24 protein-coding genes are annotated in these 23,589 nt (G+C 45.9%); 11 read left to right on the top strand and 13 right to left on the bottom strand.

Annotation, left to right across the window (positions count from 1 at the left end; translation table 11 throughout):
• Positions 1–3: 3 nt before the first annotated feature.
• Genes ACXAC1_RS00220 through ACXAC1_RS00195 form a run of 6 tightly spaced genes read right to left on the bottom strand, consistent with a single transcriptional unit; the run spans position 4 to position 6,832 of the window.
• On the bottom strand, positions 4–1,830 hold the full coding sequence (locus tag ACXAC1_RS00220) for a BatD family protein (RefSeq protein WP_475057439.1): 1,827 nt from the start codon (positions 1,828–1,830) through the stop codon (positions 4–6).
• Positions 1,824–3,524, bottom strand: coding sequence for a VWA domain-containing protein (locus ACXAC1_RS00215; RefSeq protein ID WP_475057436.1), 1,701 nt, complete (start codon positions 3,522–3,524; stop codon positions 1,824–1,826). The genes ACXAC1_RS00220 and ACXAC1_RS00215 overlap by 7 nt, the downstream gene beginning before the upstream one ends.
• Complete coding sequence (locus tag ACXAC1_RS00210; protein ID WP_475057433.1) at positions 3,521–4,513, bottom strand: vWA domain-containing protein; 993 nt, start codon at positions 4,511–4,513, stop codon at positions 3,521–3,523. The genes ACXAC1_RS00215 and ACXAC1_RS00210 overlap by 4 nt, the downstream gene beginning before the upstream one ends.
• Positions 4,506–4,973, bottom strand: coding sequence for a DUF4381 domain-containing protein (locus tag ACXAC1_RS00205; protein WP_475057430.1), 468 nt, complete (start codon positions 4,971–4,973; stop codon positions 4,506–4,508). The genes ACXAC1_RS00210 and ACXAC1_RS00205 overlap by 8 nt, the downstream gene beginning before the upstream one ends.
• The gene (locus tag ACXAC1_RS00200) at positions 4,973–5,866 is read right to left on the bottom strand and encodes a DUF58 domain-containing protein (RefSeq protein WP_475057427.1); all 894 of its coding nucleotides are present in this window, start codon (positions 5,864–5,866) and stop codon (positions 4,973–4,975) included. Before ACXAC1_RS00200 ends, ACXAC1_RS00205 begins: the two co-directional genes overlap by 1 nt.
• A 3-nt stretch (positions 5,867–5,869) precedes the next feature.
• Positions 5,870–6,832, bottom strand: a complete 963-nt coding sequence (locus tag ACXAC1_RS00195; protein ID WP_475057425.1) for an AAA family ATPase — start codon at positions 6,830–6,832, stop codon at positions 5,870–5,872.
• Positions 6,833–6,959: 127 nt separating this feature from the next.
• Here ACXAC1_RS00195 and ACXAC1_RS00190 point away from each other — a divergent pair, with 127 nt between their 5' ends.
• Together ACXAC1_RS00190 and ACXAC1_RS00185 are read left to right on the top strand one after the other, a co-directional pair.
• Positions 6,960–7,181, top strand: a complete 222-nt coding sequence (locus ACXAC1_RS00190; protein WP_133560178.1) for a DUF2835 domain-containing protein — start codon at positions 6,960–6,962, stop codon at positions 7,179–7,181.
• A 34-nt stretch (positions 7,182–7,215) separates the two neighbouring features.
• Entirely contained in the window at positions 7,216–8,256 is a 1,041-nt protein-coding gene (locus ACXAC1_RS00185; protein WP_475057423.1) for a quinone-dependent dihydroorotate dehydrogenase, read from the top strand.
• A gap of 42 nt (positions 8,257–8,298) precedes the next feature.
• Here the strand turns inward: ACXAC1_RS00185 and rmf are convergent, their stop codons facing one another.
• Complete coding sequence (gene rmf, locus ACXAC1_RS00180) at positions 8,299–8,508, bottom strand: ribosome modulation factor (protein ID WP_133560176.1); 210 nt, start codon at positions 8,506–8,508, stop codon at positions 8,299–8,301.
• A gap of 124 nt (positions 8,509–8,632) precedes the next feature.
• Between rmf and rlmKL the strand changes: the two genes are divergently transcribed.
• The 3 genes from rlmKL to ACXAC1_RS00165 all read left to right on the top strand — a co-directional run bounded on the left by rlmKL (position 8,633) and on the right by ACXAC1_RS00165 (position 12,132).
• Positions 8,633–10,804: a bifunctional 23S rRNA (guanine(2069)-N(7))-methyltransferase RlmK/23S rRNA (guanine(2445)-N(2))-methyltransferase RlmL gene (gene rlmKL, locus ACXAC1_RS00175; RefSeq protein WP_475057420.1), complete on the top strand. Its 2,172-nt coding sequence runs from the start codon at positions 8,633–8,635 to the stop codon at positions 10,802–10,804.
• Positions 10,805–10,892: 88 nt separating this feature from the next.
• Positions 10,893–11,750, top strand: coding sequence for a formyltetrahydrofolate deformylase (gene purU, locus ACXAC1_RS00170; RefSeq protein WP_475057417.1), 858 nt, complete (start codon positions 10,893–10,895; stop codon positions 11,748–11,750).
• A gap of 121 nt (positions 11,751–11,871) precedes the next feature.
• A complete protein-coding gene (locus tag ACXAC1_RS00165; protein WP_133560173.1) occupies positions 11,872–12,132 on the top strand; it encodes a formyltetrahydrofolate deformylase in 261 nt (86 codons plus the stop codon).
• Positions 12,133–12,151: 19 nt separating this feature from the next.
• Here ACXAC1_RS00165 and ACXAC1_RS00160 read toward each other — a convergent pair whose 3' ends face one another.
• Positions 12,152–13,219, bottom strand: coding sequence for a DUF3549 family protein (locus ACXAC1_RS00160; protein WP_475057415.1), 1,068 nt, complete (start codon positions 13,217–13,219; stop codon positions 12,152–12,154).
• A 67-nt stretch (positions 13,220–13,286) separates the two neighbouring features.
• On the opposite strand from ACXAC1_RS00160, the gene ACXAC1_RS00155 reads away from it, so the two are divergent.
• From ACXAC1_RS00155 to can, 5 genes are all read left to right on the top strand, one after another.
• Positions 13,287–13,634, top strand: coding sequence for a YqcC family protein (locus ACXAC1_RS00155; protein WP_475057412.1), 348 nt, complete (start codon positions 13,287–13,289; stop codon positions 13,632–13,634).
• Complete coding sequence (locus tag ACXAC1_RS00150; protein ID WP_475057409.1) at positions 13,631–14,488, top strand: DUF1853 family protein; 858 nt, start codon at positions 13,631–13,633, stop codon at positions 14,486–14,488. Before ACXAC1_RS00155 ends, ACXAC1_RS00150 begins: the two co-directional genes overlap by 4 nt.
• Before the next feature lie 63 nt (positions 14,489–14,551).
• The gene (locus ACXAC1_RS00145) at positions 14,552–16,549 is read left to right on the top strand and encodes a putative bifunctional diguanylate cyclase/phosphodiesterase (RefSeq protein ID WP_475057406.1); all 1,998 of its coding nucleotides are present in this window, start codon (positions 14,552–14,554) and stop codon (positions 16,547–16,549) included.
• 121 nt (positions 16,550–16,670) lie between these two features.
• Positions 16,671–17,525: a putative RNA methyltransferase gene (locus tag ACXAC1_RS00140; RefSeq protein WP_475057403.1), complete on the top strand. Its 855-nt coding sequence runs from the start codon at positions 16,671–16,673 to the stop codon at positions 17,523–17,525.
• Complete coding sequence (gene can / locus ACXAC1_RS00135; RefSeq protein WP_475057400.1) at positions 17,515–18,150, top strand: carbonate dehydratase; 636 nt, start codon at positions 17,515–17,517, stop codon at positions 18,148–18,150. The genes ACXAC1_RS00140 and can overlap by 11 nt, the downstream gene beginning before the upstream one ends.
• A 42-nt stretch (positions 18,151–18,192) precedes the next feature.
• On the opposite strand, the gene ACXAC1_RS00130 is transcribed toward can, so the two are convergent.
• Complete coding sequence (locus tag ACXAC1_RS00130) at positions 18,193–19,146, bottom strand: LysR family transcriptional regulator (RefSeq protein ID WP_475057397.1); 954 nt, start codon at positions 19,144–19,146, stop codon at positions 18,193–18,195.
• A 146-nt stretch (positions 19,147–19,292) separates the two neighbouring features.
• On the opposite strand from ACXAC1_RS00130, the gene ACXAC1_RS00125 reads away from it, so the two are divergent.
• On the top strand, positions 19,293–20,783 hold the full coding sequence (locus tag ACXAC1_RS00125) for a TyrR/PhhR family helix-turn-helix DNA-binding protein (RefSeq protein WP_475057394.1): 1,491 nt from the start codon (positions 19,293–19,295) through the stop codon (positions 20,781–20,783).
• A gap of 41 nt (positions 20,784–20,824) precedes the next feature.
• Here the strand turns inward: ACXAC1_RS00125 and ACXAC1_RS00120 are convergent, their stop codons facing one another.
• The 4 genes from ACXAC1_RS00120 to ACXAC1_RS00105 form a co-directional block, all read right to left on the bottom strand.
• Entirely contained in the window at positions 20,825–20,986 is a 162-nt protein-coding gene (locus ACXAC1_RS00120) for a hypothetical protein (RefSeq protein ID WP_162847539.1), read from the bottom strand.
• Between the two features lie 110 nt (positions 20,987–21,096).
• Positions 21,097–21,921, bottom strand: a complete 825-nt coding sequence (locus tag ACXAC1_RS00115) for an HAD-IIB family hydrolase (RefSeq protein ID WP_475057391.1) — start codon at positions 21,919–21,921, stop codon at positions 21,097–21,099.
• Positions 21,922–22,021: 100 nt separating this feature from the next.
• Entirely contained in the window at positions 22,022–22,369 is a 348-nt protein-coding gene (locus ACXAC1_RS00110) for a HopJ type III effector protein (RefSeq protein ID WP_475057388.1), read from the bottom strand.
• A 14-nt stretch (positions 22,370–22,383) separates the two neighbouring features.
• Positions 22,384–23,586 (bottom strand): Bcr/CflA family multidrug efflux MFS transporter, encoded by a 1,203-nt coding sequence (locus ACXAC1_RS00105; RefSeq protein WP_475057385.1) that lies wholly within the window; start codon positions 23,584–23,586, stop codon positions 22,384–22,386.
• Positions 23,587–23,589 lie beyond the last annotated feature (3 nt).

Below are 23,589 nucleotides of genomic sequence, written 5' to 3'. Positions count from 1 at the left end.
AGGCTAAAAATTAGGATACAGAGTTTTAAGCTGACTAGCTTGAGACGGCTTGGTGTGGCCCGTAACGTATTCTTCCAGCGCGTCTGCTAGCGCATCGCCATTCCACTGAGTCGATGCTGAAGGTGAATACATGACCAGCTCTGCTTCCATTAATAATTGTGTTAGGTGAGGGGTGTCTGTTAACCGTTTGATATCATCAATGCCTCGGATTGCATTGTCTCCCCAGCGGTGTCTAGCCCACTCTAATAAATTTAGTCGTAACGTGCTCAAATCGCTGCGTCGACATCCTGATAAAAGTTGTTCATACGCAGCGTCTTCATTACCAGATGACAAAGGAGCAAACTCCTGAAGAGTCGGAACGTCATTGTGACTGTTTGGCGCTCCTGAGTTTCGTCGTTTTAGTAGTATCCAGGCAACAATACCAGTGCCACCCGCTAACATGAGTGTTCCAGCTACTATGATCGCCCATGATGGTGAATCATCAGGCGTGGTGACCTCTACCTCTATGGGGGCTGGCGAGTCATTATTTTCTTCGGGTGTTGGTTGTGCTTTAGGTTTGGCCTTAGCAAGTGAGATCGGTGCCACAGAAGTGCTTTGTGGGGGGATATCTTGTGGCGATGCTAGTGTTCCAGAAGGCAGTGCCGAAGAGTTTGGTTGCGAAGAAGTCCCGCTGTTGGGCAGAGGTGCAACATCCACCACTGCGGCATTGGCTGTTGCCGTTTTTGCTTGTCTAGCAATGGGGTCCCAATAGGTTACTTGCACTTCCGGAAGTGTTAATGGTCCTGATTGAGTAGGCACAACCTCTATGCGCATGGAGGCGCGCCCCGTGACACCATTAATGCCCTTATTCGTTTCATATGTCGGGGAAGAAGGATATAACTTATAAGCTCTATTGCTGGGATAGCTCAGAGTGGGGAGCTGCTCCCCTAGGACACCTTGTGCTGTGATATCGATCTCCCAAAATAAAGTATCCCCAATACGCGGATTACTGACACTATTAGAAAGGACGGATCGAACCGCAACCGCATCGGTGGGTAGCCAATTGCTATTGCCATAAGAGGCCGGAATGGGCAAAACATTCAATGAAATCGGCGTACTTTTGATGTTTACTTTGCGCGCACCACGTTGAGTGCTAACCATGGCTTCGACACTTTGATTCGTTAACTCAAGTGGGCCGCTACGCTGTGGGAAGGCAACGTATTCACGAGTAAGAACTTGATACGATGTACCGTTGATTTCCTCGTAGCGCATTTGATCGTCAGACAAGCGTTCCATCAAAAGATTGGGATGGTTCGGAGTGGACAGATTGGCGCTTTGTAATGTGACAGCGGTATAGAGTTCTAGTGTCAGTAGAACCTGTTGCTGCACATAGGGTTCTGTGATGTTGCTTTGGAACTTTAGCATCACCAGCGGATTGCCAAGTTTGTCGGTCATCTGCTTGGCTGGTTTGACTTCAATGTATAGGGCCTCAGATTGTTGATCTCCCACCTTGATTGGCGGAATTTGGAAGTTTCCCACTGCTTTAGGGATTAGAGTCACTACCCAGAAATTGAGAGCTTGATTGGTGCCTAGGTTGAAGCTGAACTGACTGTTCTGGCTTTGACTGACAATGTCAAAGTCACGTTTTAGAGGAGATAAATCTGGACCGTTTCCTGTGTTGGCGAAGTCAGTGCGAATCGTCAGTTGTACGACTTCGTTTTCAGTAACGGTGTTTTTGTCTAGGGCAGCAGTTACTTGATCGGCAAGTGAAAGACCAGAGTAGGCCACGGCCAAGAGCATACATAGCATTGAGAAAATATATCTTGGCAAAATGTAAAGGTTGGCTACCATGGCTGTTGCCCTTCTTCTTGATTAAAGCGATTTTCGTGACGACGTTCCTGATGTAAGTACCAAAGTTTGCGTTTTATCAGGTCCCCTGGATCATCTTGAATCTGACGGAGCCATTGGTCGAGCGCTTGTTGTTGCTCGATTTGCCTTTCGTTAAGGAGGGCATTTTGCTCTTCATTAGAGGTATCCGTCACCGAACTATTATCCTGTTTTTGCTGAGAGTTGTCTTGTTTTTGCTGGCTATTGTTTGTTTCTGAGTCGGCGTTCTTGGATGCTCCATCCTGTTCGCTCTGCTGTGTTTGGTTATCACTTTTGCTTGGCTGATTTGAATTATCAGGCTGCTCTTGAGGAGACGTTTTTTCCAGCTGCTGTTTGATATAGTCAAGGTTTTCTTTCGCTTCTGGAAAGTCCAAGCGCAAAGAAAGAGCTGTTTCATAGGCCGTTTTAGCACCCTCGAAATCATTACTCAAAGCCAATGCGTTGCCTAGGTTGTAATAGTCGCTGGCAGTGGTAGCGACGTTCTGCAATGTTTCAACAGTTTGCGGATAATCTTGATTTGCATATTGGCTGGCGGCCTTCCAGAGTGGCTCTTCAAATAGCTTAGCGGCTTCATCCCAGCGGCCTTGATCAAATGCCTGCTGGCCTTTTTGATCGGGTGTTTTAAACCATTCCAATGGGGAGGCGTAGCTAGAAGGCGGGCTAGACATAATAAATAGCAGCATAAGGCACAGCCAGCCTTGTCGGAATTGCCATAATAGCCAAAGCACTAAGGGAATGGCAAAGTAATGGCCTTGCTCTTGCCATGTTTGTCCTGACAGGTTTGAGCGTTTGGCAGAGTTTGACGATTGGGTATCAAGAAGGCTCTGCAGATCAGTATCATCGAGTGTATGTTGGTAGAAGCGACCATTGGCAGCATCTGTTGCCTGCTCGATGGCTGTGATTGGTGTTTTTGCGAGTGCTGTTATGCCGTTGTGTTTGAGAATTTGGCCTTCTGGCAATTGCATGGTTCCACCTTCAGGCGTCCCAACAGCGATCACATCCAGTTGAACGCCAAGTTTATTTGCCTCTTGAAGCGCAGCTTCGTCCTCGTTGGTTAAGTCGTCCGTCAAAATAATAAAGTGTCGAGGTGTAGTGGCATCATTGCTCACTAATTCAAGTGCTTGCTCTATCCCTGATTTCAAGTGGCTACCGTAGAGAGGCATGATTAAGGGATCGAGTGCGACTAGGAAGTGAATCAGTGTTTGTTTGTCTTGGGTGAAAGGGCTGATCGTGTAGGCGTCCCCGGCAAATGCAATCAAAGCAATCTCGCCTTCGATATCAGCTTGTAAAATGTCTCTGATAATTTGTTTGCTTCGCGTTAAGCGGTTGGGACGAACATCTGTGGCGTACATGGAGAGCGACTGATCAACAATAAAGACCGTTTTGTTTTGAGCAACATAAAGCTCTGAGTTGGTTTTAGAAAAGCTAATGCCCGAAATGCCAATAACAAAGCAGATGACGGCGAAAAGACCAAGCCAATTAATGTATTTAGCGGAAGGAATTCTTTCTGTCAGAAAAGGAAGCAGGTGAGCCGCCACCTTGCGTTTAAGCAATGACGACTGGGGTTGTAGACTAAATAACAAATAGCCAAAACAAACGATGGGGATCAGCAGCAACCAGATAGGTCGGTTAAAATGGAGCACATCAAAAAGTGTCATGATGCTCTCCGATCACGCAAAGATAAGCGCCCGCTACTTAGGATGCTGAGCCCTAATAAAATCAACGACAACATCCCCAGCCAATGAAACAGCGTTGTTTTGGGGCGCTGGAATACCTCTTCAGAAGGCGTGGGTTCAAGTTGCTCAAGGATTTGATAGACGGTTTTTAATTCTTGGGTGCTTCGTGCGCGGAAATATTGTCCGCCCGTCAGTTCTGCGATATTGGTTAGCAAGGGCTCGTCCAAGTCGCTAGAAGGGTTGACGACTTTAGGTCCGAAAAATCCCTGTACGACCATTTGTTCTGCACCAATGCCAATGGTGTGAATGGTAACACCCTGTTTGGCGGCAAAATTGGCTGCTTGAAGGGGGCTGACTCTTCCCGCTGTGTTGGCACCATCGGTCATTAAGATCAAAACTCTCTGATCCGCTGGTTTATCCTGTAGGCGCTTGATCCCAAGACCAATGGCATCGCCAATTGCGGTTTGCTCACCCGCGAGGCCTATTTGTGTTTCTTGAACTAACTGATCCATGGTCATCAAGTCAAAGCTTAGCGGCGCTTGAAGATAAGCCTTGCTGCCAAACACAATCAGTCCCAGCCGATCTCCTTGGCGAGCTTGGATGAATTGCGATAATACTTCTTTAGCGGCGCTTAAACGGTCGGCAGGTTGGTCATTTAGGGTCATATCAGAAATTTGCATGCTACCGGATAAATCCAAGGCAACCATAAGATCACGACCAGTTGGAGGGATATAAGATGGCTCCCCAAGCCATGTTGGACGGCTAAGTGCCAGTGTCAGGGTGATCCATGTTAAGTGGAGCAACCAAGTGCTTAATGAACGGGTGCCTGTCTGGTTGTGACGATCTTTTTGATACAGCTCACTGAAGCGCCAATAGGTTGTTTGGCCTGTGTATTGGCGTTTACTAAATAATCGCATCAGAATAGGCAACGGTAATAAAACCAAGGCCCATGGCCATTGCAGCTCAAGCACGATGCCTCCTTATCCAAAACTTTGTGGTGGCGATCAGTTTTTGTCTCTTTTCCAAGCTTAATTGCCCGGCTGGGCGATAAGGGAGCTCAATTAGTTCTTCAGACAAATGTTGGAATACGTATTTTCGGCTACGAATCTGACTGTCTAAAAAAGGCAGTAGTTTTGCTGTGGGTAAACTGATTAAAGTATCGTGTCCTTCGGTTTTAAGGCAACGTCTGATCAGTAATAGACAGTGCTCAGCAAGCTCTTGATCACTCAATTCATTCCAATCTTGGAGTTGCTGAATGGCTTCTCTACGATAGGCGCGTTGTTGGTGATGCCGAATGCCTAAAAATACGATCAAGGCCAAGATTATAAATAGAGCAAAGAGTGCTAACCAAAACCACCAGGCAGGCGGCCAGTTTGGAATGGCATCGGGGAGGAGATAGGCTTTATTTGGCAGTTCTATGGGGGCTTGCATTAATGTACAACCCCCATGCTGAGAAGTGTTTTAACAAGGCTAACAGGAGAGTCGTTAACACTAAATGTCAGCTTAGTAATACCGATGCTAGAGAGTAATTTTTGGTGGTGATTTTCCTGCTCAAGATAACGCTGTTGTGCGATATCACGATTGGCTTGGCTTATCTGTTGCGTAGTATCTTGGGAGTTAAATTGATACACACCGTCAGGAATTAAGGAGGTATTAGTGTCTTCCAAAGAAACCCAGTGCACGCGATTGTGCTGAGCCAGACGAGCTAATCGGGCTCGATTGATATCATCTATCTCTAGCTGATCGCTAAGAATGAGAACGTTTGTGCCCTTTAGCTTAAGCTGGTTTGGCATTGAAAAGCTCGCTTTGCCGTATGGGCGATGAATAATCTGAGTTAACGAAGCGAGACGCTCAGACCAAGCCTGCCAGTTTGTGACAGTTAGAATCACTTCTGTGTCATGACCGATACTTGTGATCATGCCTAAAGGGTTACGTAGCTGGTAATGACGCCAGCCGATCAGTGCGGCAATTTGAATTAAGCGCGAGCTAATAAAGGTAGTTTGCGTGCCAAAGTACGCGTCTTTAGATAGGTTGCAGATGATACAGGTGCGATGCTCCATGTCTTCTGTGTAAACCCGAGTATGTGGTGTGCCTGTGCGAGCGGTGACACGCCAATCCATATGACGAACTTCATCGCTGGCTACATAAGGTCGAACCTCCTGTAGTTCGATACCGTGACCTTTCTTTTTGCTTAGATTTTGTCCGCTTCGCACTGCTTTTTTTGGTAAAGAACGCGCTTTTCCAAGTTGTTTGGCATAACCGCTTAGCAGCTGAATATCACTTTCTGTCAGTTCAGGTGAAGTTGGAATAAGTACAGTGTCCATAGGCTACAGCACAGGTACTTTGGCCAAGATCATATTGATCAACTGCTCAGTTGACAGGTTTTGGGCAACGGCTTGGAACGATGGAATCAGTCGGTGCCTGAAGACATTGTGTACGATGGCACGCACATCGTCCGGAGTGACGTAGTCTCTACCGCCAAGGATTGCATGAGCTCTGGCACAACGATCTAAAGCCAGAGTCGCTCGTGGACTGACACCAAAGTCAATCAGAGCCGCCATTTGGCCGTCGTCTTCAAAATATTGCGTAGGCTGTCGAGTCGCCATCACAAGGTGAATAATGTATTGCTCTACGGCGTCAGCCATATACACATTAAGTGCCTGCTGCTGGAGATCTTTTATGTCATCTAAACTGATCGAGGAAGTTGATGAAGGCGCAGACTGTTTGTCTTGTTCGCGAACCAACTGAAGAACTTGGCGTTCTGTTTCCGCATCAGGATAATCTACTAAAAGCTTCATAATAAAGCGGTCTAGTTGCGCCTCCGGTAGAGGATAGGTGCCTTCTTGCTCGATAGGGTTTTGAGTGGCGATGACGAAGAACTGGTTCGATAACGGATAAGTTGTTTGGCCAATCGTCACTTGACGCTCGCCCATGGCTTCCAATAAAGCTGATTGGACTTTCGCCGGTGCACGGTTAATTTCATCGGCTAAGACAATATCATGCATGATAGGGCCAGGCGTGAATTCGAACTTACCGCTGTGCTGTTGGTAGACATCCGATCCAGTGACATCCCCTGGTAAAAGGTCTGGTGTAAACTGGATTCGTTGGAAGCTGGCCTGAATGGCTTGGGCTAAAGATTTCGCTGCAGTGGTTTTTGCGATGCCAGGTGGCCCCTCTAGTAGCACATGACCTTTTGCTATTAATGCGATCAGTAGATCATCAACTAATGTTGATTGACCCACTACGGTATGATTTAACTGTGTTCTCAGACGTTCAATTACTGCTTCCATACCTTGGTATGCCCTTATACTGCTGTCAAATTCTCCGTCAAGACAATATAATAACCAGCATCGTAAGCAAGATAAAACCACTTCTTGAGTGATAGTTAATTAAGAGGTGACATAGTTAAGGTAGAATATGGCCAAAGTAACCATCGACGTAAGTTTGCCCGCTCACAAGTATAAGGAAATGTATCAAGGATCTGTTAAATACTTGGTGGCAAAAAGTCGAGACGGCCGGATGATTCAACTGCCATTGCTGTCTTTCCAGCGATTTGTGACACACAAAGGCGTGTACGGTGCCTTTGAAGTTGAATTTGATGAGAATAGAAAGCTCGTCAATATCAACAAAATACTATAAATCCCCCATACCGACTAAACCAAGGCTTAACTATATGTATAACTTAGCACGCTCATTGCTGTTTAAATTAGACCCTGAAGTGTCTCATGAACTGTCTCTTGATATGTTAGGAGCATCCAGCCGTTTAGGTTTGACATCATTGTATGCTCGACAGCAGGCGGCAACGCCTGTAAATGTGATGGGAATTGATTTTCCGAATGCTGTTGGTTTGGCCGCGGGTTTAGACAAAAATGCTGAAGCGTTTGAAGCGCTCGGTGCATTGGGTTTTGGCTTTGTAGAAGTAGGTACTGTGACGCCGAAAGGGCAATCAGGTAATCCGAAACCACGCTTGTTCCGTTTGCCGGAACACGAAGCCATTATTAACCGTATGGGGTTCAATAACAAAGGTGTTGAGCACATGGTGGCGCGTATCCGTAAACACGCTTATAAAGGTGTGTTAGGCGTGAATATTGGTAAGAACCTAACGACTTCTGTTGAGGATGCCGCAGCGGATTACTTGGCATGCTTGGAGGAAGTTATTCCTTATGCTGACTACATTACGGCTAACATCAGTTCACCAAATACGCCGGGGCTTCGTTCTCTGCAGTTTGGTGAAAGCCTTGCTGAGTTGATTTCACCTCTTGTGGAAGCGAAAAAACGCTACGCAGAGGAAAATGGTCGCCAAGTTCCTCTGGCTGTTAAAATTGCGCCAGACATGACAGACGATGAAATCAAAATGGTGGCTGATACTTTAGTCGAGCAGCAAGTCGATGCGATCATCGCAACGAATACCACATTATCTCGTGAGGCGGTTGCAGGTCATAAGCATGCCGACGAAGCGGGTGGTCTAAGTGGTGCGCCAGTCAAAGATGCCTCGACTCATGTTGTGAGTGTATTGTGTGATCACCTGAAAGACACATTGCCAGTCATTGGCGTGGGGGGGATTCTGTCTGGAGCCGATGCAGTTGAGAAGCTGCAAGCTGGTGCGAAACTGGTACAAATCTATTCTGGCTTCATTTACCGAGGTCCTGAGTTGGTACAGGAAGCTGTCACAGCAACAGATGCCTTTATTCGAGAAAACCGCTTAGGTAAGTAAACGAAAAAGGCCTGTCAGAGACAGGCCTTTTTCAAAAGAAAGTTACTGAGAAAAACCGGCCGCTTTATACGTGCCATCAACCGGGGTGAGACCATCCCACATGTCTGTGCGACCTTCGCGCCACCCTGCTAACCAATCAGGGCGAGCGGACGCGTGACATTGCTCTGAAAGGGCTTTCGAACGGCCAGCCATGCCTGCTCGATAACCGCGTACATACGCTCTTTGATGAAGATCTCGTTTTTGTTTCTTCATAAATACGTTCCTCTCAGTTCTCTTTTTTACGTAAGTGAACTTTAATTAATAGTAGAGGGCAGACTGTTTGTCTAAAAACACTTTGCTCTAATGAAATTTAAAAATTCATCAAAAAGTAATAAACATGACACATAACCCAGAGTCCACCACGAGTGACTCATTGACACAAAACATAGCGCTTGAATTGACCTGCCCAATTGGCTTGGAAAATATTCTTGAAAAAGAGCTGCATGACTTAGGTCTGACTGAGACTCGACTAGGTGAAGCACAGGTTAAGTTATTGACGGATTTGCGCGGTATGTACCTTGCGTGTTTATGGTCTCGTGTAGCAACACGTATCATGATGCCATTGGCAACCTTCAAAGTCGGCTCAGCGGATGAACTTTACCAAGCTGTCGCAGCCATTAACTGGTCTGATCATATGCACGCAGACAATACCATTGCGATCGATTGCCATGGAACCAACCATGCGATCCGCAATACGCAGTTTGGTGCTGTGAGAACAAAAGATGCGATTGCCGACTATTTCTCTAACAAAACTGGCCGTCGTCCAAGCGTTGAAAAACAGAACCCAGATTTGCGCATTGCTCTAAAGATCAAGCGTGATCAGGCCGTGTTGAGTTTGGATATGACAGGGGAAAGCTTGCACCGTCGTGGCTACCGCCAGCAGGGTGCGATGGCGCCTTTGAAAGAGAACTTAGCGGCAGGTCTGCTAATGCGTGCGGGTTGGGGGAAAGATACACGCTTCCAGCAGTTGGTTGACCCAATGTGTGGTTCGGCCACCTTTTTGGTGGAAGCCGCTTTGATCTCATTGAACATTGCCCCGGGCTTACGCCGTCAATACTGGGGGTTTAAGGGCTGGAAGCAGCACGATCATCGTCTGTGGCAACAGTTGAATGACTTTGCTAAGAATGAGCGACTGCAGCCGCAAGACTTAACGGTTAGCTTCCAAGGTACGGATCGCGAGCAAAAAGCGATTGCTGCGGCGCGCGAAAACATCAAGCGAGCAGGGCTATCGAATGTGGTAACTGTTAGCTTGTCTGCGTTCCAGCAGCATGAATTTGAGTGGCAACAACAGCCAACACTGGTCATGGTGAACCCACCTTACGGTGAGCGTTTAGGTGATGAAATGGCGTTGGTGTCCTTGTATCGCCAGCTTGGGGATTGGGCTATCGAGCATGCTTTAGAAGGTGAAATGATGCTGCTTACCAGCAGTGAAAATCTTGCTCGACAAATCCCAATCCGCCCAGAAAAAAGTTCGCGCGTTTTAAACGGTGGATTAGAATGTCGAGCCTACCGTTTCCCAATCAGCGATAGTCATATTAAAGCGGGTAGTCGTGAGCAAGTGGGGTTGTCCTCAGGTGCGCAAATGGTGGTCAACCGTTTACAAAAGAACCAAAAGAAACTGCGTAAGTGGGTAGAGCGCGAAAACATCGCTTGTTACCGTGTTTACGATGCCGACATGCCAGAATACGCAGTGGCGATTGATATCTACAACGATTGGGCTCATGTTCAGGAGTATCAAGCCCCTAAAAGCGTAGACGAAACCAAGGCGCAGCAGCGTTTGTTTGACGTGGTAGCAGCGATCCCTTCGGCGTTGAATATTCCAGAGACAAACGTGGTGGTGAAGCAACGTTTACGTCAGTCTGGCAAGCAGCAATATGAGAAAGTTGATCAACAGCAACACGAAATGGTGGTCGAAGAACACGGTTGTGATTTTATCGTGAACCTTAAGGATTACCTAGATACCGGACTGTTCTTGGATCACAGACCGGTACGTAAGTTGATTCAAGAAAAGGCAAACGGCGTTCGATTCCTGAACTTGTTCTGTTACACCGCTTCGGGCTCTGTTCACGCTGGACAAGGTGGCGCTAAGAGCACGTTAAGTGTGGATATGTCGAACACTTACACGGAGTGGGCGCGTCGTAACTTGGAGTTAAATGAGTTCTCTGAGCGAGATCACCAAGTTGTTCGTGCAGACTGTTTCGAATGGTTGCGTCAGGCTGATGGTGAGTTCGATCTGATTTTCATGGATCCACCGACTTTTTCAAACTCTAAAAAAATGGCGGGTGTGTTAGACATCCAGCGTGACCATGTCGATTTGATCGATTTAGCCATGGCTCGCTTGCATGCTAAAGGTGAGCTGATTTTCTCAAACAACTACCGTCGATTTGAGCTGGATGCTGAGATAACTGAGCGCTACGAGGTGGAGAATATCACCCGTCAGTCGTTGGATCCTGATTTTGAACGAAATCAAAAAATCCACCAATGTTGGATTTTGAGACATAAATCATAGTTAGAATTCTGCCCCATAAATTCAGTATAATCTCAATCAAATTGACCATTTGGTTGAGATTTTGATTCCATAGAAGTAAATAGAAATTATGAGTAAAACATATCGTTTGGTGATCAGCTGTCCTGATCGAGTAGGTATTGTCGCTGCAGTTAGTCAATACTTGAATGAGCGTAATGGCTCCATTGTGGAAGCCAACCACCACACTGACGCTGAGCAGAAATGGTTTTTCATGCGTCATGTTATTGATGCTGAATCCATGAGCGTTGATATTGAGACTTTCCGTAAAGAGTTCGCAGACATTGCTGCTAAGTTCGAAATGGATTGGTTCATTAACAGCAGTGAAGAAAAACCTAAAGTTATGTTGATGGCGACGAAAGAGTCTCACTGTCTAAATGACCTATTGCACCGGTGGCACACTGGCGAGTTGCACTGTGATATCGTTGGTGTCATTGCCAATCACGAACAGCTGCGATCAATGGTTGAGTGGTACAACATTCCTTATCATTGCATTAATGTCCCAAAAGAAGACAAAATGCCAGCTTTCCAGGCTATTGAAAAGACCATTGATGACTCGGGTGCTGACACCATTGTGCTGGCGCGTTATATGCAAATATTCCCTGAATACCTGTGTGAGAAGTATCGTCATCGCGTGATCAATATCCACCACAGCTTCTTACCATCGTTTATCGGTGCTAAGCCTTATCATCAGGCAGCCGTGCGTGGGGTGAAGCTGATCGGTGCAACATGTCATTACGTGACCGCTGATCTGGATGCTGGTCCGATCATTGAGCAAGATGTGATCCGTGTTCGTCATAGCCACTCGGCAACGGACATGGTTCGCCTTGGTAAAGATATAGAGAAATTGGTATTGTCCCGTGGCCTGCGATACCACATTGAGGACCGTGTCTTGGTTCACGGTAATAAGACGGTTGTCTTTGCTCAATAAACTGCAAAAAAGGGTAACTAGGGTGAAACTGGTTACTCTTTCCCTTCAATAACATTCAGTTATTTCATTTTTTTACTATAGTTACCTGAGTCAATCTATTCTTTTGGTTGAGGGTGACGCGATGAAATTAAAACTTACACCAACCCAAAACCTTTGTGTTGGGTTTCTGGAAACCGGTTTCGAGCTCATACAAGTTGGCGATCAGTATTTCTTTGTCAAAGGAAAACGCCGCCAGAAAGTGTTATCAAAAACCTTAGAGGCTTTGGTAAGCCGAGGGGCCTTAAAGCATACCCGCGAAGGTACTTACGAGCTGAGTGAAGAGTTTAAACAGCATCGTAAGGAAATGCGTTCATTGGTTGAGCCAAAGCACGTTCGCCATTAAATATGGCAGCGACATTGGGTTATTGTAATGTTTGAGTGCTTGGGGTAAATAAATCGGCAATGGCTTTTTGAAGTGCTGCACTGGCGTGAGGTGAGCGCAGAATATTCCAACATGCCTGGCGTGTCTCTGGTTGTTGTGTCAGCTCAGCAATGATGTGTTTAAAGCCAAGCTGTGCATCGTCTCGGTGAGCCAGTTTTTCTAGAATAATACGTAGCAACTGCCCTTGGGCTGTTAGCCAATGGGGACATTTTGAAACCAAGGCAGCAATCAATTCCAATTGCTCGTCGCTGCAATCCGTAATATCACCGAGCATAGTGAAAAGCGGGATAAAGAGATCGTTAGGGAAGTCGCTTCGCGCAATGGCTCTAATGAGGTGAGAGGCACTGGCTGGTGTCGCGCCTGAGCCAATCATTTCGTTGCTTACGGCTTTTACTACCGCACTGCTTGGTAGATGATGCTCTAGCGCATGACACAGAGGAAAGCGCACGTCGTCAGGTGCTGAACAGAGCGCCCTAATCACTTCTTTCTCGTATCCAGCCTTTTCATTTCGGGCAGCCAAATCCGCTAAACCTTGAATCCCTAAATCCTGCCAGTCATCGCCCAATGAGGCGTTTGCGTTACGTAAGTACGTGAGAACGGCATCTAGGTATTCTGATGCGGGTTGTTTTAGATCTCTTGCCAGTATCGCGTGAAAGCTTGCAAGGCGATCTTGATCAGGTTGGAAAGCATACGGATTATCTTCCAGAGCCTCTTGAACGCCTTGTTCTGCGCCCTTGTGCATGATCTTGTCAACGATGGTTTTGATAAAGTGATCACGAGTTCCGAGGTTGAGGCAACCGGATTCATCTAGTGGCAAGCGTAAAAACCAAATGACTTGGTTGGTTGCGCTGTTGTCACCGGAACTCTGTGTGAGAACACAAGCAAGCCAGGCTTGTTTACGAAAACTATAGGGGTAAATCTGTTGTTTTTTATCGAACTGCACAACTTGTTGCGGTGTGATTTTAGTAATATAGCGTCCAACATCGTAGAATGTGGCTTTGCAACCTACGGCATCGAACAGGTCGCTAAGAGATTCAATGTTTTGCATGGCGAGTATGGCCGTTCCAAAGTAGCTTAAATGGCTGCATCATACCGTTTTTTAGGAGAGAAATCAGTTGTCTCAATCGATCCAACACTATTCAGAACTAGCGGACTTAATTTTAGAGCTGCAGATGGCGATGCAGTCCGCTCATGTTTGGGAAATCGACAAACCGTCTAGTGAAGCCTTTGCATCAGAGCAGCCATTCTGCATTGATACAATGACTTTCGAGCAATGGTTGCGTTATGTGTTGATAGAACGATTCAAAATGATGATTGAACATCAGGAGCCACTGCCAAGTCGTTGTCATATTTCCCCTATGGTCGAAGAGGCTTTTCGTGCTCTAGAGCAAAACCATATCAAGCAACTTGTGTTGATCACGGATGCGCTGGACCGTTTCTTAAGTCGTAGCTCCAAGTCATGATTTGCCACCCTGCGGAACAGCTGCTTGCTGATGTCGAATGGCTACTATCAGAGTGTGAGAGTTTTGTCTTAGATACACCTTTAGCACAATTCCTTCGCTCTGATTGGTCTGATGTGTTTGCTGACTTACAGGCAAACCCGCAAATTTTGCTAGAGCATATGGCGTCCGCAAAGTCTCATTTTCTAGGGACTTATTTTGAGCAACTTTTCTCATTTGTGGTCAGGCATTTTACTACCCTGAATATTTTGGCTGAGCATCAGCAGATTCATGTTGGTGGTAAGACCTTTGGCGAGGTGGATTTGCTGGTCGAGAGTGAGGGCGTAACGTATCAGTTTGAGATCGCTTTAAAGTTTTATCTTGGTTTCAATGATGAACCTAATGGGACTTGGATTGGACCCAATAAAAATGACAGCCTACAAAAGAAAACAAATCATGCTCGCGAACATCAATTAAAAATTCTTACTGTATCTGAGGGTAAAGAATGGTTAAGATGTGTAAGTGGTGGTGATCATGTCGTACCTGATTTGTTGGTTTATGGTCGGCATTTTTATTTCATGAAGAATGCTTCTTGCGAGTTTTTTGCACACTCAGGGTGGCGAGGTGGTTGGCTCAGGCTTTCCGATTTAAGATTGGCTGCGCCGTATCTAAGCGCTCTGAGCGAGGCTTCTAAACCTTATTGGATCACTCCAAATATAGATAAACCGAATAAAAAACAAATAAATAACGAACTGTTACTTGAGTTATCTGAGCGCTTTGTTCATGATAATCGACCTGTTTTGTATTCTTGTTCTAGTACTTTTAGGCCGCCTAATTCTGATACCTTTTGGCTTTTTGTTTGTCCTGATGACTGGTAATTATTGTAGAAAATGAGCCTCGCTCAAGTCTGCTAGTAGTCTCTCACGTTTTTGATGTATTAAATGACTGACATTGTTGAGTTCTTAGTGCCAAGCCAAAAGAAAGCGGCTTGGGTAATAGATATCACACAAGGAACTGTGTCATGGAGTAACCGTACTGCAAAACAATGTTTTGCGGGCGCTCTTGGTGTGAGCCGTGATGGACTGACTTACATAGATGGTGAGTTAAAGTCAGATTTAACTCATTTTCTAGCCCAATCCAACGAAGGTGAACCACTTAGCTTTCATTGGTTGCTTCGCGATGTTAGGCAGGTGTTATATCGTTGTACGGCCACTGCGATTGCCTTAGGAACGGATGCATTGGGTTTCTCTGTTGAAGCCATGCCATGTCCTTCAGGGGTGTCTCAAGCGATGCCTCGGTCCTACGGTAACAAAAGTATTCCTGAGAGCCTAAACTCTCTTATTTTGATGTCATTTACGGCGACTGGTGAAAAGTCTTTTCTGAGTCAGCGGGCACATGCATTGTTTCCAAATATTGCCCATATTCGAGAACTTTTTGCTGTTCATAGTGCGGCCAAACACTTTGTTGAACGCGTCAATAGTAAGGGGGCAGTCCATCAAGAGATTTTACTTTCCGCTGCCAACGGAATTCGCTGGTTTGAACTTGAAGCACATGTTAATCCTGAAAACGGTAATATCGATATGTTTGCGCAGGATATCCAAGAGCTGCGCGATTTCGAAGTGAAGCTGTACCGCCTTCAGAACTACGATTGTCTAACCAGTCTTCCCAACCGCAATCTGTTGTACCAACAGCTTGAGAAAGCCAAAAATACCGCTGAGAAACGTGACCGAAAGTTTGGTGTCATGTATCTGGACTTAGATGGCTTTAAAGTCGTCAATGATACGTTCGGTCACCGGGTTGGTGATCAGCTACTACAAGAGGTGGCCAATAGAATAAAGACCACCATTCCCTCTCGCTCTTGCCTATATCGTCTAGGTGGTGACGAATTTGTCGTTGTGATGGAGCATGTCAAAGATACTCAAGAGTTGGAAGACGTTGCTGCATTAATCAATGCTACAGGTGCTGAGCCTTATCCTGTGTCGGATATGGAGATGCTGATCACTACCAGTATCGGAGTCGCATGCTACCCTTGTCATGGCGAAGACATTGATACCTTGCTAAAGAATGCTGATGCGGCCATGTACCGTTCAAAAGCCAGTGCGCACAATGGCTATTTGGTGTATCAAGAGTCCATGAGCGAAGGCTTTAGCGCTTACTTAACACTTGGTGGTGGTTTGCGTAAAGCGATAGAAGAGGGGCAGTTTGAGCTGTATTACCAGCCAAAAGTACGCTCCATGGATGAGGCAACCGTTGGCGCGGAGGCGCTGATTCGCTGGCATCACCCTGAGAAAGGCATGATACCGCCAGATCAGTTTATTCCAATCGCAGAAGAAAGTGGTCTGATTCTGCCACTGGGTGAGTGGGTCATTCGACGTGCATGTGAACAGCTAAAGTCATGGCAGGATCAAGGGCTTCCACCCATTAATCTGTCGGTGAACTTGTCAGGCCGTCAGTTCTTGCAACCTAATCTAGTGGAAGTGGTGAAGCAGATTCTGGCGGACACTGGTATAGATCCGCAATATCTTGAACTTGAGTTAACCGAGAGCATGTTGATGTCAGACGCTCACGGTACCATTCAAAAGCTTCATGATTTCCGTGAAATGGGAGTGACCCTTTCCATCGATGATTTTGGAACAGGCTACTCATCTCTGGCTTACTTGAAAAAATTCCCCATCCAAGCGCTCAAGATTGATCGCTCTTTCATCAAGGATTTGGGTATCGATGGTGATGATGCCATTGTTAAAGCCACTATTGCGATGGCGCAAAGCTTAAACCTTAAAGTCATCGCCGAGGGCGTTGAAAGCCGCAGCCAGATGAATTTGCTGACCAATTATGAGTGCCAAGAGGTGCAGGGGTACTTGTTTGCTAAGCCTATGTGTAGTGATGATTTTGAGCGTTACCTAGGCGCGTTTGGTAAAGCGGAAGTTGTGAACGCCTAAAAGATCAAAAGGTCTGATTTAATCCCGTTAAAGTCATATCGTAAAACTCCTTTTTGCCTCACTTTTTGTTAACATTCAGCCCATTCAATCATTGTCCTTTCGTCTTCACTTCGGAGCCTGAGTGTCTAATCTAGAAAATTTATGCTGCCCGCTTGATCAGTCTGCCTTGCAGCGTCAAGATCGTACTTTGGTTTGTGCGCATGGGCATTCTTTTGATATCGCTAAAACTGGTTACGTTAACCTACTGCCCGTGCAAAAAAAGCACTCTAAAGATCCGGGCGATAGCAAAGAGATGGTCGCTTCCCGTAGGGCCTTTTTGTCTAACGGCTACTATGATCCAGTTATTGAAGCGGTTCTTGCTTCTTTACCTGATTCACTTGCATCAGCGAACAGTATAGATGTTTTGGACGCGGGGTGTGGTGAAGGTCATTATCTACGTCAACTTACTGAGCAGCTTTCAGCTACTCGTGACGTATCGGCTGTCGGTTTAGATATTTCCAAATGGGCGATCACCGATGCCAGTAAACGCAGTAAAACCATTGACTGGATTGTTGGTAGTAATGCTCATGTGCCTGTGGCCTCAGGGCGCTTTGGTTGGCTTATCTGTGCATTCGGTTTCCCTGTCTTTGAAGAGTTTCATCGTGTGTTAAATGATGCCGGTTATTTGCTTTTGATTGAATCGGGGGCAGATCACTTAATTGAGCTTCGTCAGGTGTTGTACCCTGAGATCAAACCGTATCGTGCGACCTTTGCAGAGGGAATAGAAGGGTTCGACTTGGTGCAGGAAAAGAATCATCGCTTTAGTTTCTCATTGTCTACTCAAGAAGACATTGGGCAACTCCTCAGTATGACACCGCATATCCATAAAGCGCCTTATGAAGGGCGCAAAGCTGCTCAGGCATTACAGCAAATCGATTTAACCGCGGACATAAAGTTGCGCTGGTATCAAAAGCAAGGAAAGAGTCATGCCAAATAAGTTAGAGGCATTGTTTGATAAAAACCGCCTTTGGGCCGCAAAAGTAAATGCCGAGGATCCGGAGTTCTTTGACAAATTATCAGAGCAGCAAAAGCCTGACTATTTATGGATAGGCTGCGCTGATAGTCGTGTGCCGGCCAATCAGATAGTGGATCTGTTACCGGGGGAGGTGTTTGTACACAGAAACATCGCTAACGTTGTGGTTCACACTGATTTAAACTGCTTATCGGTTATTCAGTATGCCGTAGATGTATTGCAAGTGAAGCATATCATGGTCGTTGGACATTATGGATGTGGTGGTATTAAAGCAGCGATGGAAGTTCAGGAATACGGTTTAATAGATAACTGGCTGCGTCATATTAAAGATGTTTATCGTATCCATAAGTCGGAAGTTGATGATATCCGAGATGGTGGCGCACGCTTTGACCGCATGTGCGAGCTAAATGTTATCGAGCAAGTTGCGAACGTTTGCCAAACCAGTATAGTGCGCAATGCTTGGAAACGCGGTCAGGAATTAACGATTCATGGCTGGTGTTATAGCATTAAAAATGGCCACATCACCGATTTGGATGTCACTATTTCTGATGAAGATGATGCTCATCTTCGTTTAAATACAGTGCCGTAAAGATACAAAAAAGGCGCTAGATTAATTAGCGCCTTAGCATGCTTAAAGATCTGCGTTTTCTGCGATCGTCTTAGCACAGCCTGCAATGGTTGAGCGCAGCCAGATATGGCCGGGATCATGTTGTAGTAATGGGCTCCATAGCATTTTTAGCTCGACCGGTGGGATCTCAAAAGGAGGCTCTACAACCTTAACGCTAGGGCTATCAAGCATCAGGCGCGTCGCTAACGAAGGTAGCGTGGCTACCAGTCCGAGTTGTTCCGTTGAACGCATGGCGACATTGTAGCTACGGGTAAACAAGCGTATGTTTCGTTTATGGCCTAATTCAGCCAATGTTGAATCAACCCAGCCGAGCTTTTGAACTTCTTCTGGTTGGATGCCAACGCCAACGCCAAAGCCTGTTTTGCTTACCCAAACGTGCTGAGCTTCCAAATAGTCTTCTAGGCTCATGACTTCGTCAAAGCGATCATCATTTGGCACTAGGCATGAGAATCGGTCCACCCAAACAGATTTTTGGTGGAAAGATTGTGGCAGTGTGTCGAAACGGTTAATGACAATATCTACTTTGCCTTTCTCTACATCATGAAAGCTTACGTCACTTGGGTTCATGACATCCATGATGACGTTAGGTGCTTCACGTTGAAGCTTTTGCATTAGCGGTGGAATAAGTGTCGCTTCAGCATAGTCACTGGCCATAATGCGAAAAACACGAGCGCTGGATTCCGCGTCAAAGTTGTGTCCCAAATGCAATACTTCATCGACAGACTGTAAAATGCTGCGTACTCGAGGCTGCAATTGGATTGCTAACGCGGTTGGCATCATGCCATCGCTGGTACGAACCAAAAGTGGGTCGTGAAATAAGTCCCTAAGTCGGCGTAAGCCATTACTCATGGCGGGTTGTGTGATACCAAGTTGGTTGGCAGCATGAGTAACGTTTTGCTCACGAAGTAAAGAATCTAAATAACGCAGTAAGTTGAGGTCGATTTTATCGAGCTGCATAGGGGGACCATTTCGACTAGTAATGGTCACGCATGATACTGTATTTTTCTAATGAATAGAACTTGTCATAGGCTGCACTATGACCAATGTCGCATGCATCGATCAACCAAAATGAGATCGTCATGTGAAACTAAACTGAGGCAAATATGCGTTTAGAAGTTAGGTGTGAAGATCGAGTCGGGATGGCGATGGAAATACTCGATCTGTTGGTGCCTTACCATATCGACATGCGTCGAGTGGAAGTCAACAGTCATGTTGGCTGCCTGTATGTGGGGTTTGATGACATTGAATTTAAACAGTTGACTCAATTGTTAGCGGATATCCGTCGTTTGCGTGGTGTGGCTGATGTGAAAACTGTGCAATATACGCCTTCAGAGCGCGAACAGCACGTATTGCATACTTTGCTTGAAGCGCTTCCAGATGGTGTTGTTGCTGTAGATTTAAAAGGCATCATTACCATGGCAACGCAACAGGCCGCGGAAGATGTATCGAGCTCTTTGGCTCAGATGTTTGGACAGCCACTGAGTCAATTTATCCCCAGCATTAATTTTGAACGACTGGATTGGAAAACCTTTCGGCATGGTGTGACCAAACGGATTCGTTTGAATGGTCAGCTTATGTTGTTAGAGATGCAGCCTTACTTCGTGACAAATGAAAACGCCATAAATGTTTGTGCCGGTGGCGTGATTTATATTCGTTCTGCACAACGGTTAGGAAGGCAGGCTTCCAGTTTGCGTAAAGCCCCAGATGCAGAGCATGCCTTGCAAGGATTTATGGAGCTAAGCGTATGTCGAAGTGTGGCCATGAAACGATGCTTAACGTTTGCTCATGCTTATGTTTCGATAGACAGCCCCATGTTGATGACAGGGGAGTTTGCGGTGGGCAAGAAGCGGTTGCTGGACGCTATCTTTCACGCTTGGCAGCAGCAAAACTTGGAGTTCGAATCCGCTATACGATACGTAGGTGGCGCTGCATTAACTTCTGAAACTCTGGCAGAGTATTTGGAACAAGGTGGTTGGTTGGCCATTGACGATGTTGAGCGAATGTCTGACTTCTGCCAAGGTTTGTTAATTGATTGGTTAAAGGAGCAGCCAAGTCGTTTGTATCAAACGCAAGCGCCTTGTCGAGTGATTGGATTATCGAGACTAAGTGATGAGAGTTTAAGAGAGCAGGATCATCTTCGAGATGAGCTTTATTTCATGCTAAGTAGCTATCAGCTGCATGTGCCGCCTTTGCGTGAGCGCAAGGATGATTTGGTTGGCTTGTCGCGTGAAATATTAGCGGATGCTGGTGAACGTTCGGGTGAGTCCCCAATTTCGCTATCTGAAGACGCCATGGCATTGCTGAAAATGCATCACTGGCCAGGTAACTTAAAAGAGCTTGAATCTTGTCTTTACCAAGCAAGACATATCGCGAGCGGAATGCAAATCGAAACCAGTGATCTGCCGTTAGAGGTAGGGGAAACCATGCCGATTGCTTTGATTGACGGTTCGCTTGATAAAACAGTCAAAGCCTATGAGGCTCAGGTATTGAGGGAGCTCTATCCACAATACCCAAGTACACGCAAATTGGCTAAGTTTTTAAACGTAAGCCACAGCTCCATTGCAAATAAACTGAAAGAGTATGGCATCGTTTAGCAGGGTTATCGCCATCTGAACATTAAGATGGCGACTAAGGTTTAGCGTGGAAAACGATCGCGAGGACGTTGTTTAAGTTGCTTCTCTTGCTCAATCTTGATCGGTTGAGCTTTCATCGAAGGTGTAGATACAGTGCTGATTAGGGAATGTGCCATCCAGAACGCACCAGCAACGGCAGCGATAAATAGGGCAAATTCAAACATAATCTTTCTCCACTTGTTTACGTTATGACTCTACTATGGGCGAATATTTTCTCTTCGTAAAGAGTGTTTTGTTGCGAATTCGTAACATTGCCGCGCAAATTCGTATCCCACTAGGATAAATTAAACCGCTCCCTTAGGAATAAAGCGACCCCGTCGGCATCATGATGTCCGACCGTAGCCGTTGCTTTTTGCTTGATATAATTCGGTGCATTGTCCGTGGCGTACGCTTCGTTTGCCATCTCAAACATGGTCAAATCATTGTCGCCATCACCGAAGACAATAAGATTCGTAGCATTGAGTTCTTCCATCAGCTGCATGATTGCAGAACCTTTACAGGTGCTGTTGTGATGTATGTCGATCCAATGTGTTTCGGGGTGATAAATACCACCGCCACAGTAAGCAACTAAGTCATCGTAATTAGAGCAGCGTTCTACAAGTTGTTGTAATGGGGATGGGTGTCCCAGAGCGCTGATGTTAATAATGCGGGTCTCAGGCGTAAGCTCTGATAGGTCATGTTGGGTCAAGTTATCATGCCCAGACAGCTCTTCAAGTACCATTTTGCCGTACTTGTCCAATGTATCCGGATGAAATACTTGTTGTTGACCGTGTGCATCTAGGCAAAACACAAAAGGTGTGACGCCTTGCTCTGCAAAGTCATCAAGGGCGGCACGAATTGTCAGATGGTCCAGCAAGCCATTGTGACGATAAACCTGCTGCTCAGGGTGCCACCATTCGACACCGTTTTTATAGATTTGCCAGAGTGGGAAGTTATGCCCTTCGAGACAGGGCTGCGCCGCGAGATGCGTTCTCCCGGTCGCTAGGGTGTAAGCAATGCCAGCATGCTTCATCTTTTCAAGTGTATCGATGGTGGTGGCAGACAAACGTTGTTGCTTGTTTAACAATGTACCATCTAAATCAAAAACCACTAGATCCATAAGCGCTTACACCTTCGTCGTATTCAGCAAACTTAGAATATTGGTTACGTTTAAAGTTCACCGAATGGATTAAAAAAGGGCGATCACTCGCCCTCTCGAATCAGTTAGCTTTTAAGGCTTGGCCCTCGAATGAGATGCCTGACCAGCCATGAATAATGAACTGGCGAATGTTTTGGTGATCTGTTCCTTCTGGATTCTCTAAAACGTCTTTACGGTAAAAGTCACCAAATAAGTTAAGGACACGGTCCTGATCAATTTGATGTGTCTGAGCGAAGTAAAAGATTTTGCAAGATCCGTTATTTTCGTTGGCTTGATTGACCTGATCGCCGTTTTTGAAAGCAGTTGGTGTAAATTCATACTCACTGTCAATGACACCGATAGAGTCTTGAAAAGAGACTGTTTCAGGTGCTGAAGATAGTTTTTCTAATAACGTAGTCGTTGTTAACATGCTAATACTCTTACTTAGTGTTTTTCGCTAATAGGGGACAGCTGTTCTAAATGACGAACGATGCGATAAATAATGTATGTCGTCAGTCCACAAAAAGCCATGATACCTAACATTGGCACAAAAGTACCATTGTGAAGCACACTTAAAACGACACCACTTAATGCCCCTAATGAAAAACGAATCGTACCAGCCAGGGCGGCAACACTGCCGTTTAACGATCCTGCACGTCGCATAGCACCACCCATGAAACCGCTTCCCAAAATGCCAATTGGACCAGTAAAGAACATCATCCCGAGGATTAATGCAGGCAATGGTGGTTGCTCCATAAAGCTCATTGAAATCAATGCAATGACATCCAACATCAGCACGGTCATAGCGTATCGTATCAATGTGTCGATCCCTAAACGTTCAACAAAACGACCATTTATGGTGGTTGCTAACATCATCGTAATGACGTTGAGACCAAATAAGAAGCCAAAGAGTCCTTCGTCAACGCCATAGACTTTGATGTATACGAACGATGCCCCTGTCACAAAACACATTAAACCTGCGAAGTGCAATGAGCCTGCCATGATGTAGCCCATGATGATGGGTTGGCGAGTCAGTTTGTAATAGTTGCTCATGGCTGTTTTAAATGACAGTGGTGTTCGCTGTCCTGATGGCAATGTCTCTGGGATGGTTTTTAAGAAAAGCACAATGGCTAAGATGGCAAGCAGCATTAAGAAAATGAAGATCGCATGCCAATTGAAAACAACCAGAATCGCTCCCCCAAGAATCGGAGCAACCAATGGTGCCAGCGCCATAACCAGCATGACCATCGACATCGCTTTGGCGAACTGATTGGTACTTAGGTTATCTTTTACTAGAGCAGGGATGGTTACCGCAACGGCGGCACCGCCGATGGCTTGTATAACACGGCCACCCAATAGCCATTCATAAGTGCCTGCAAGCGCGCAGGCGAGGCTGCCGAGGCTAAAAATAATCAGCCCAATAACAACTACTTTTCGACGTCCAATCGCGTCCGATATTGGGCCATAAACCATTTGAAAAATAGCAAATACCAGCAAGTACACACTGAGAGTCAGTTGAATGTGACTGATATCTTGGTTTAAGTCTTGGGCCACACTAGGGAAGCTTGGTAAATAAGCATCGATGGCCAAAGGGGTAATGCCTGACAGCAATCCTAGGACGAGAATGATCGGAAGAGTAAGTTGCATAGC

The organism is Marinomonas sp. AWM4_232 (assembly GCF_056158325.1).
Note: the sequence above shows the minus strand (reverse complement) of the source record. Positions and strands in the feature narration are given on the sequence as shown.

Bases quoted from the DNA above. Each gene is read 5' to 3' on its own strand.
- ACXAC1_RS00220 (WP_475057439.1), bottom strand. From the start codon at position 1,830: ATGGTAGCCAACCTTTACATTTTGCCAAGATATATTTTCTCAATGCTA.
- ACXAC1_RS00215 (WP_475057436.1), bottom strand. From the start codon at position 3,524: ATGACACTTTTTGATGTGCTCCATTTTAACCGACCTATCTGGTTGCTG.
- ACXAC1_RS00205 (WP_475057430.1), bottom strand. From the start codon at position 4,973: ATGCAAGCCCCCATAGAACTGCCAAATAAAGCCTATCTCCTCCCCGAT.
- ACXAC1_RS00200 (WP_475057427.1), bottom strand. From the start codon at position 5,866: ATGGACACTGTACTTATTCCAACTTCACCTGAACTGACAGAAAGTGAT.
- ACXAC1_RS00195 (WP_475057425.1), bottom strand. From the start codon at position 6,832: ATGGAAGCAGTAATTGAACGTCTGAGAACACAGTTAAATCATACCGTA.
- ACXAC1_RS00190 (WP_133560178.1), top strand. From the start codon at position 6,960: ATGGCCAAAGTAACCATCGACGTAAGTTTGCCCGCTCACAAGTATAAG.
- ACXAC1_RS00185 (WP_475057423.1), top strand. From the start codon at position 7,216: ATGTATAACTTAGCACGCTCATTGCTGTTTAAATTAGACCCTGAAGTG.
- rmf (WP_133560176.1), bottom strand. From the start codon at position 8,508: ATGAAGAAACAAAAACGAGATCTTCATCAAAGAGCGTATGTACGCGGT.
- rlmKL (WP_475057420.1), top strand. From the start codon at position 8,633: ATGACACATAACCCAGAGTCCACCACGAGTGACTCATTGACACAAAAC.
- purU (WP_475057417.1), top strand. From the start codon at position 10,893: ATGAGTAAAACATATCGTTTGGTGATCAGCTGTCCTGATCGAGTAGGT.
- ACXAC1_RS00165 (WP_133560173.1), top strand. From the start codon at position 11,872: ATGAAATTAAAACTTACACCAACCCAAAACCTTTGTGTTGGGTTTCTG.
- ACXAC1_RS00160 (WP_475057415.1), bottom strand. From the start codon at position 13,219: ATGCAAAACATTGAATCTCTTAGCGACCTGTTCGATGCCGTAGGTTGC.
- ACXAC1_RS00150 (WP_475057409.1), top strand. From the start codon at position 13,631: ATGATTTGCCACCCTGCGGAACAGCTGCTTGCTGATGTCGAATGGCTA.
- ACXAC1_RS00145 (WP_475057406.1), top strand. From the start codon at position 14,552: ATGACTGACATTGTTGAGTTCTTAGTGCCAAGCCAAAAGAAAGCGGCT.
- can (WP_475057400.1), top strand. From the start codon at position 17,515: ATGCCAAATAAGTTAGAGGCATTGTTTGATAAAAACCGCCTTTGGGCC.
- ACXAC1_RS00130 (WP_475057397.1), bottom strand. From the start codon at position 19,146: ATGCAGCTCGATAAAATCGACCTCAACTTACTGCGTTATTTAGATTCT.
- ACXAC1_RS00125 (WP_475057394.1), top strand. From the start codon at position 19,293: ATGCGTTTAGAAGTTAGGTGTGAAGATCGAGTCGGGATGGCGATGGAA.
- ACXAC1_RS00120 (WP_162847539.1), bottom strand. From the start codon at position 20,986: ATGTTTGAATTTGCCCTATTTATCGCTGCCGTTGCTGGTGCGTTCTGG.
- ACXAC1_RS00115 (WP_475057391.1), bottom strand. From the start codon at position 21,921: ATGGATCTAGTGGTTTTTGATTTAGATGGTACATTGTTAAACAAGCAA.
- ACXAC1_RS00110 (WP_475057388.1), bottom strand. From the start codon at position 22,369: ATGTTAACAACGACTACGTTATTAGAAAAACTATCTTCAGCACCTGAA.
- ACXAC1_RS00105 (WP_475057385.1), bottom strand. From the start codon at position 23,586: ATGCAACTTACTCTTCCGATCATTCTCGTCCTAGGATTGCTGTCAGGC.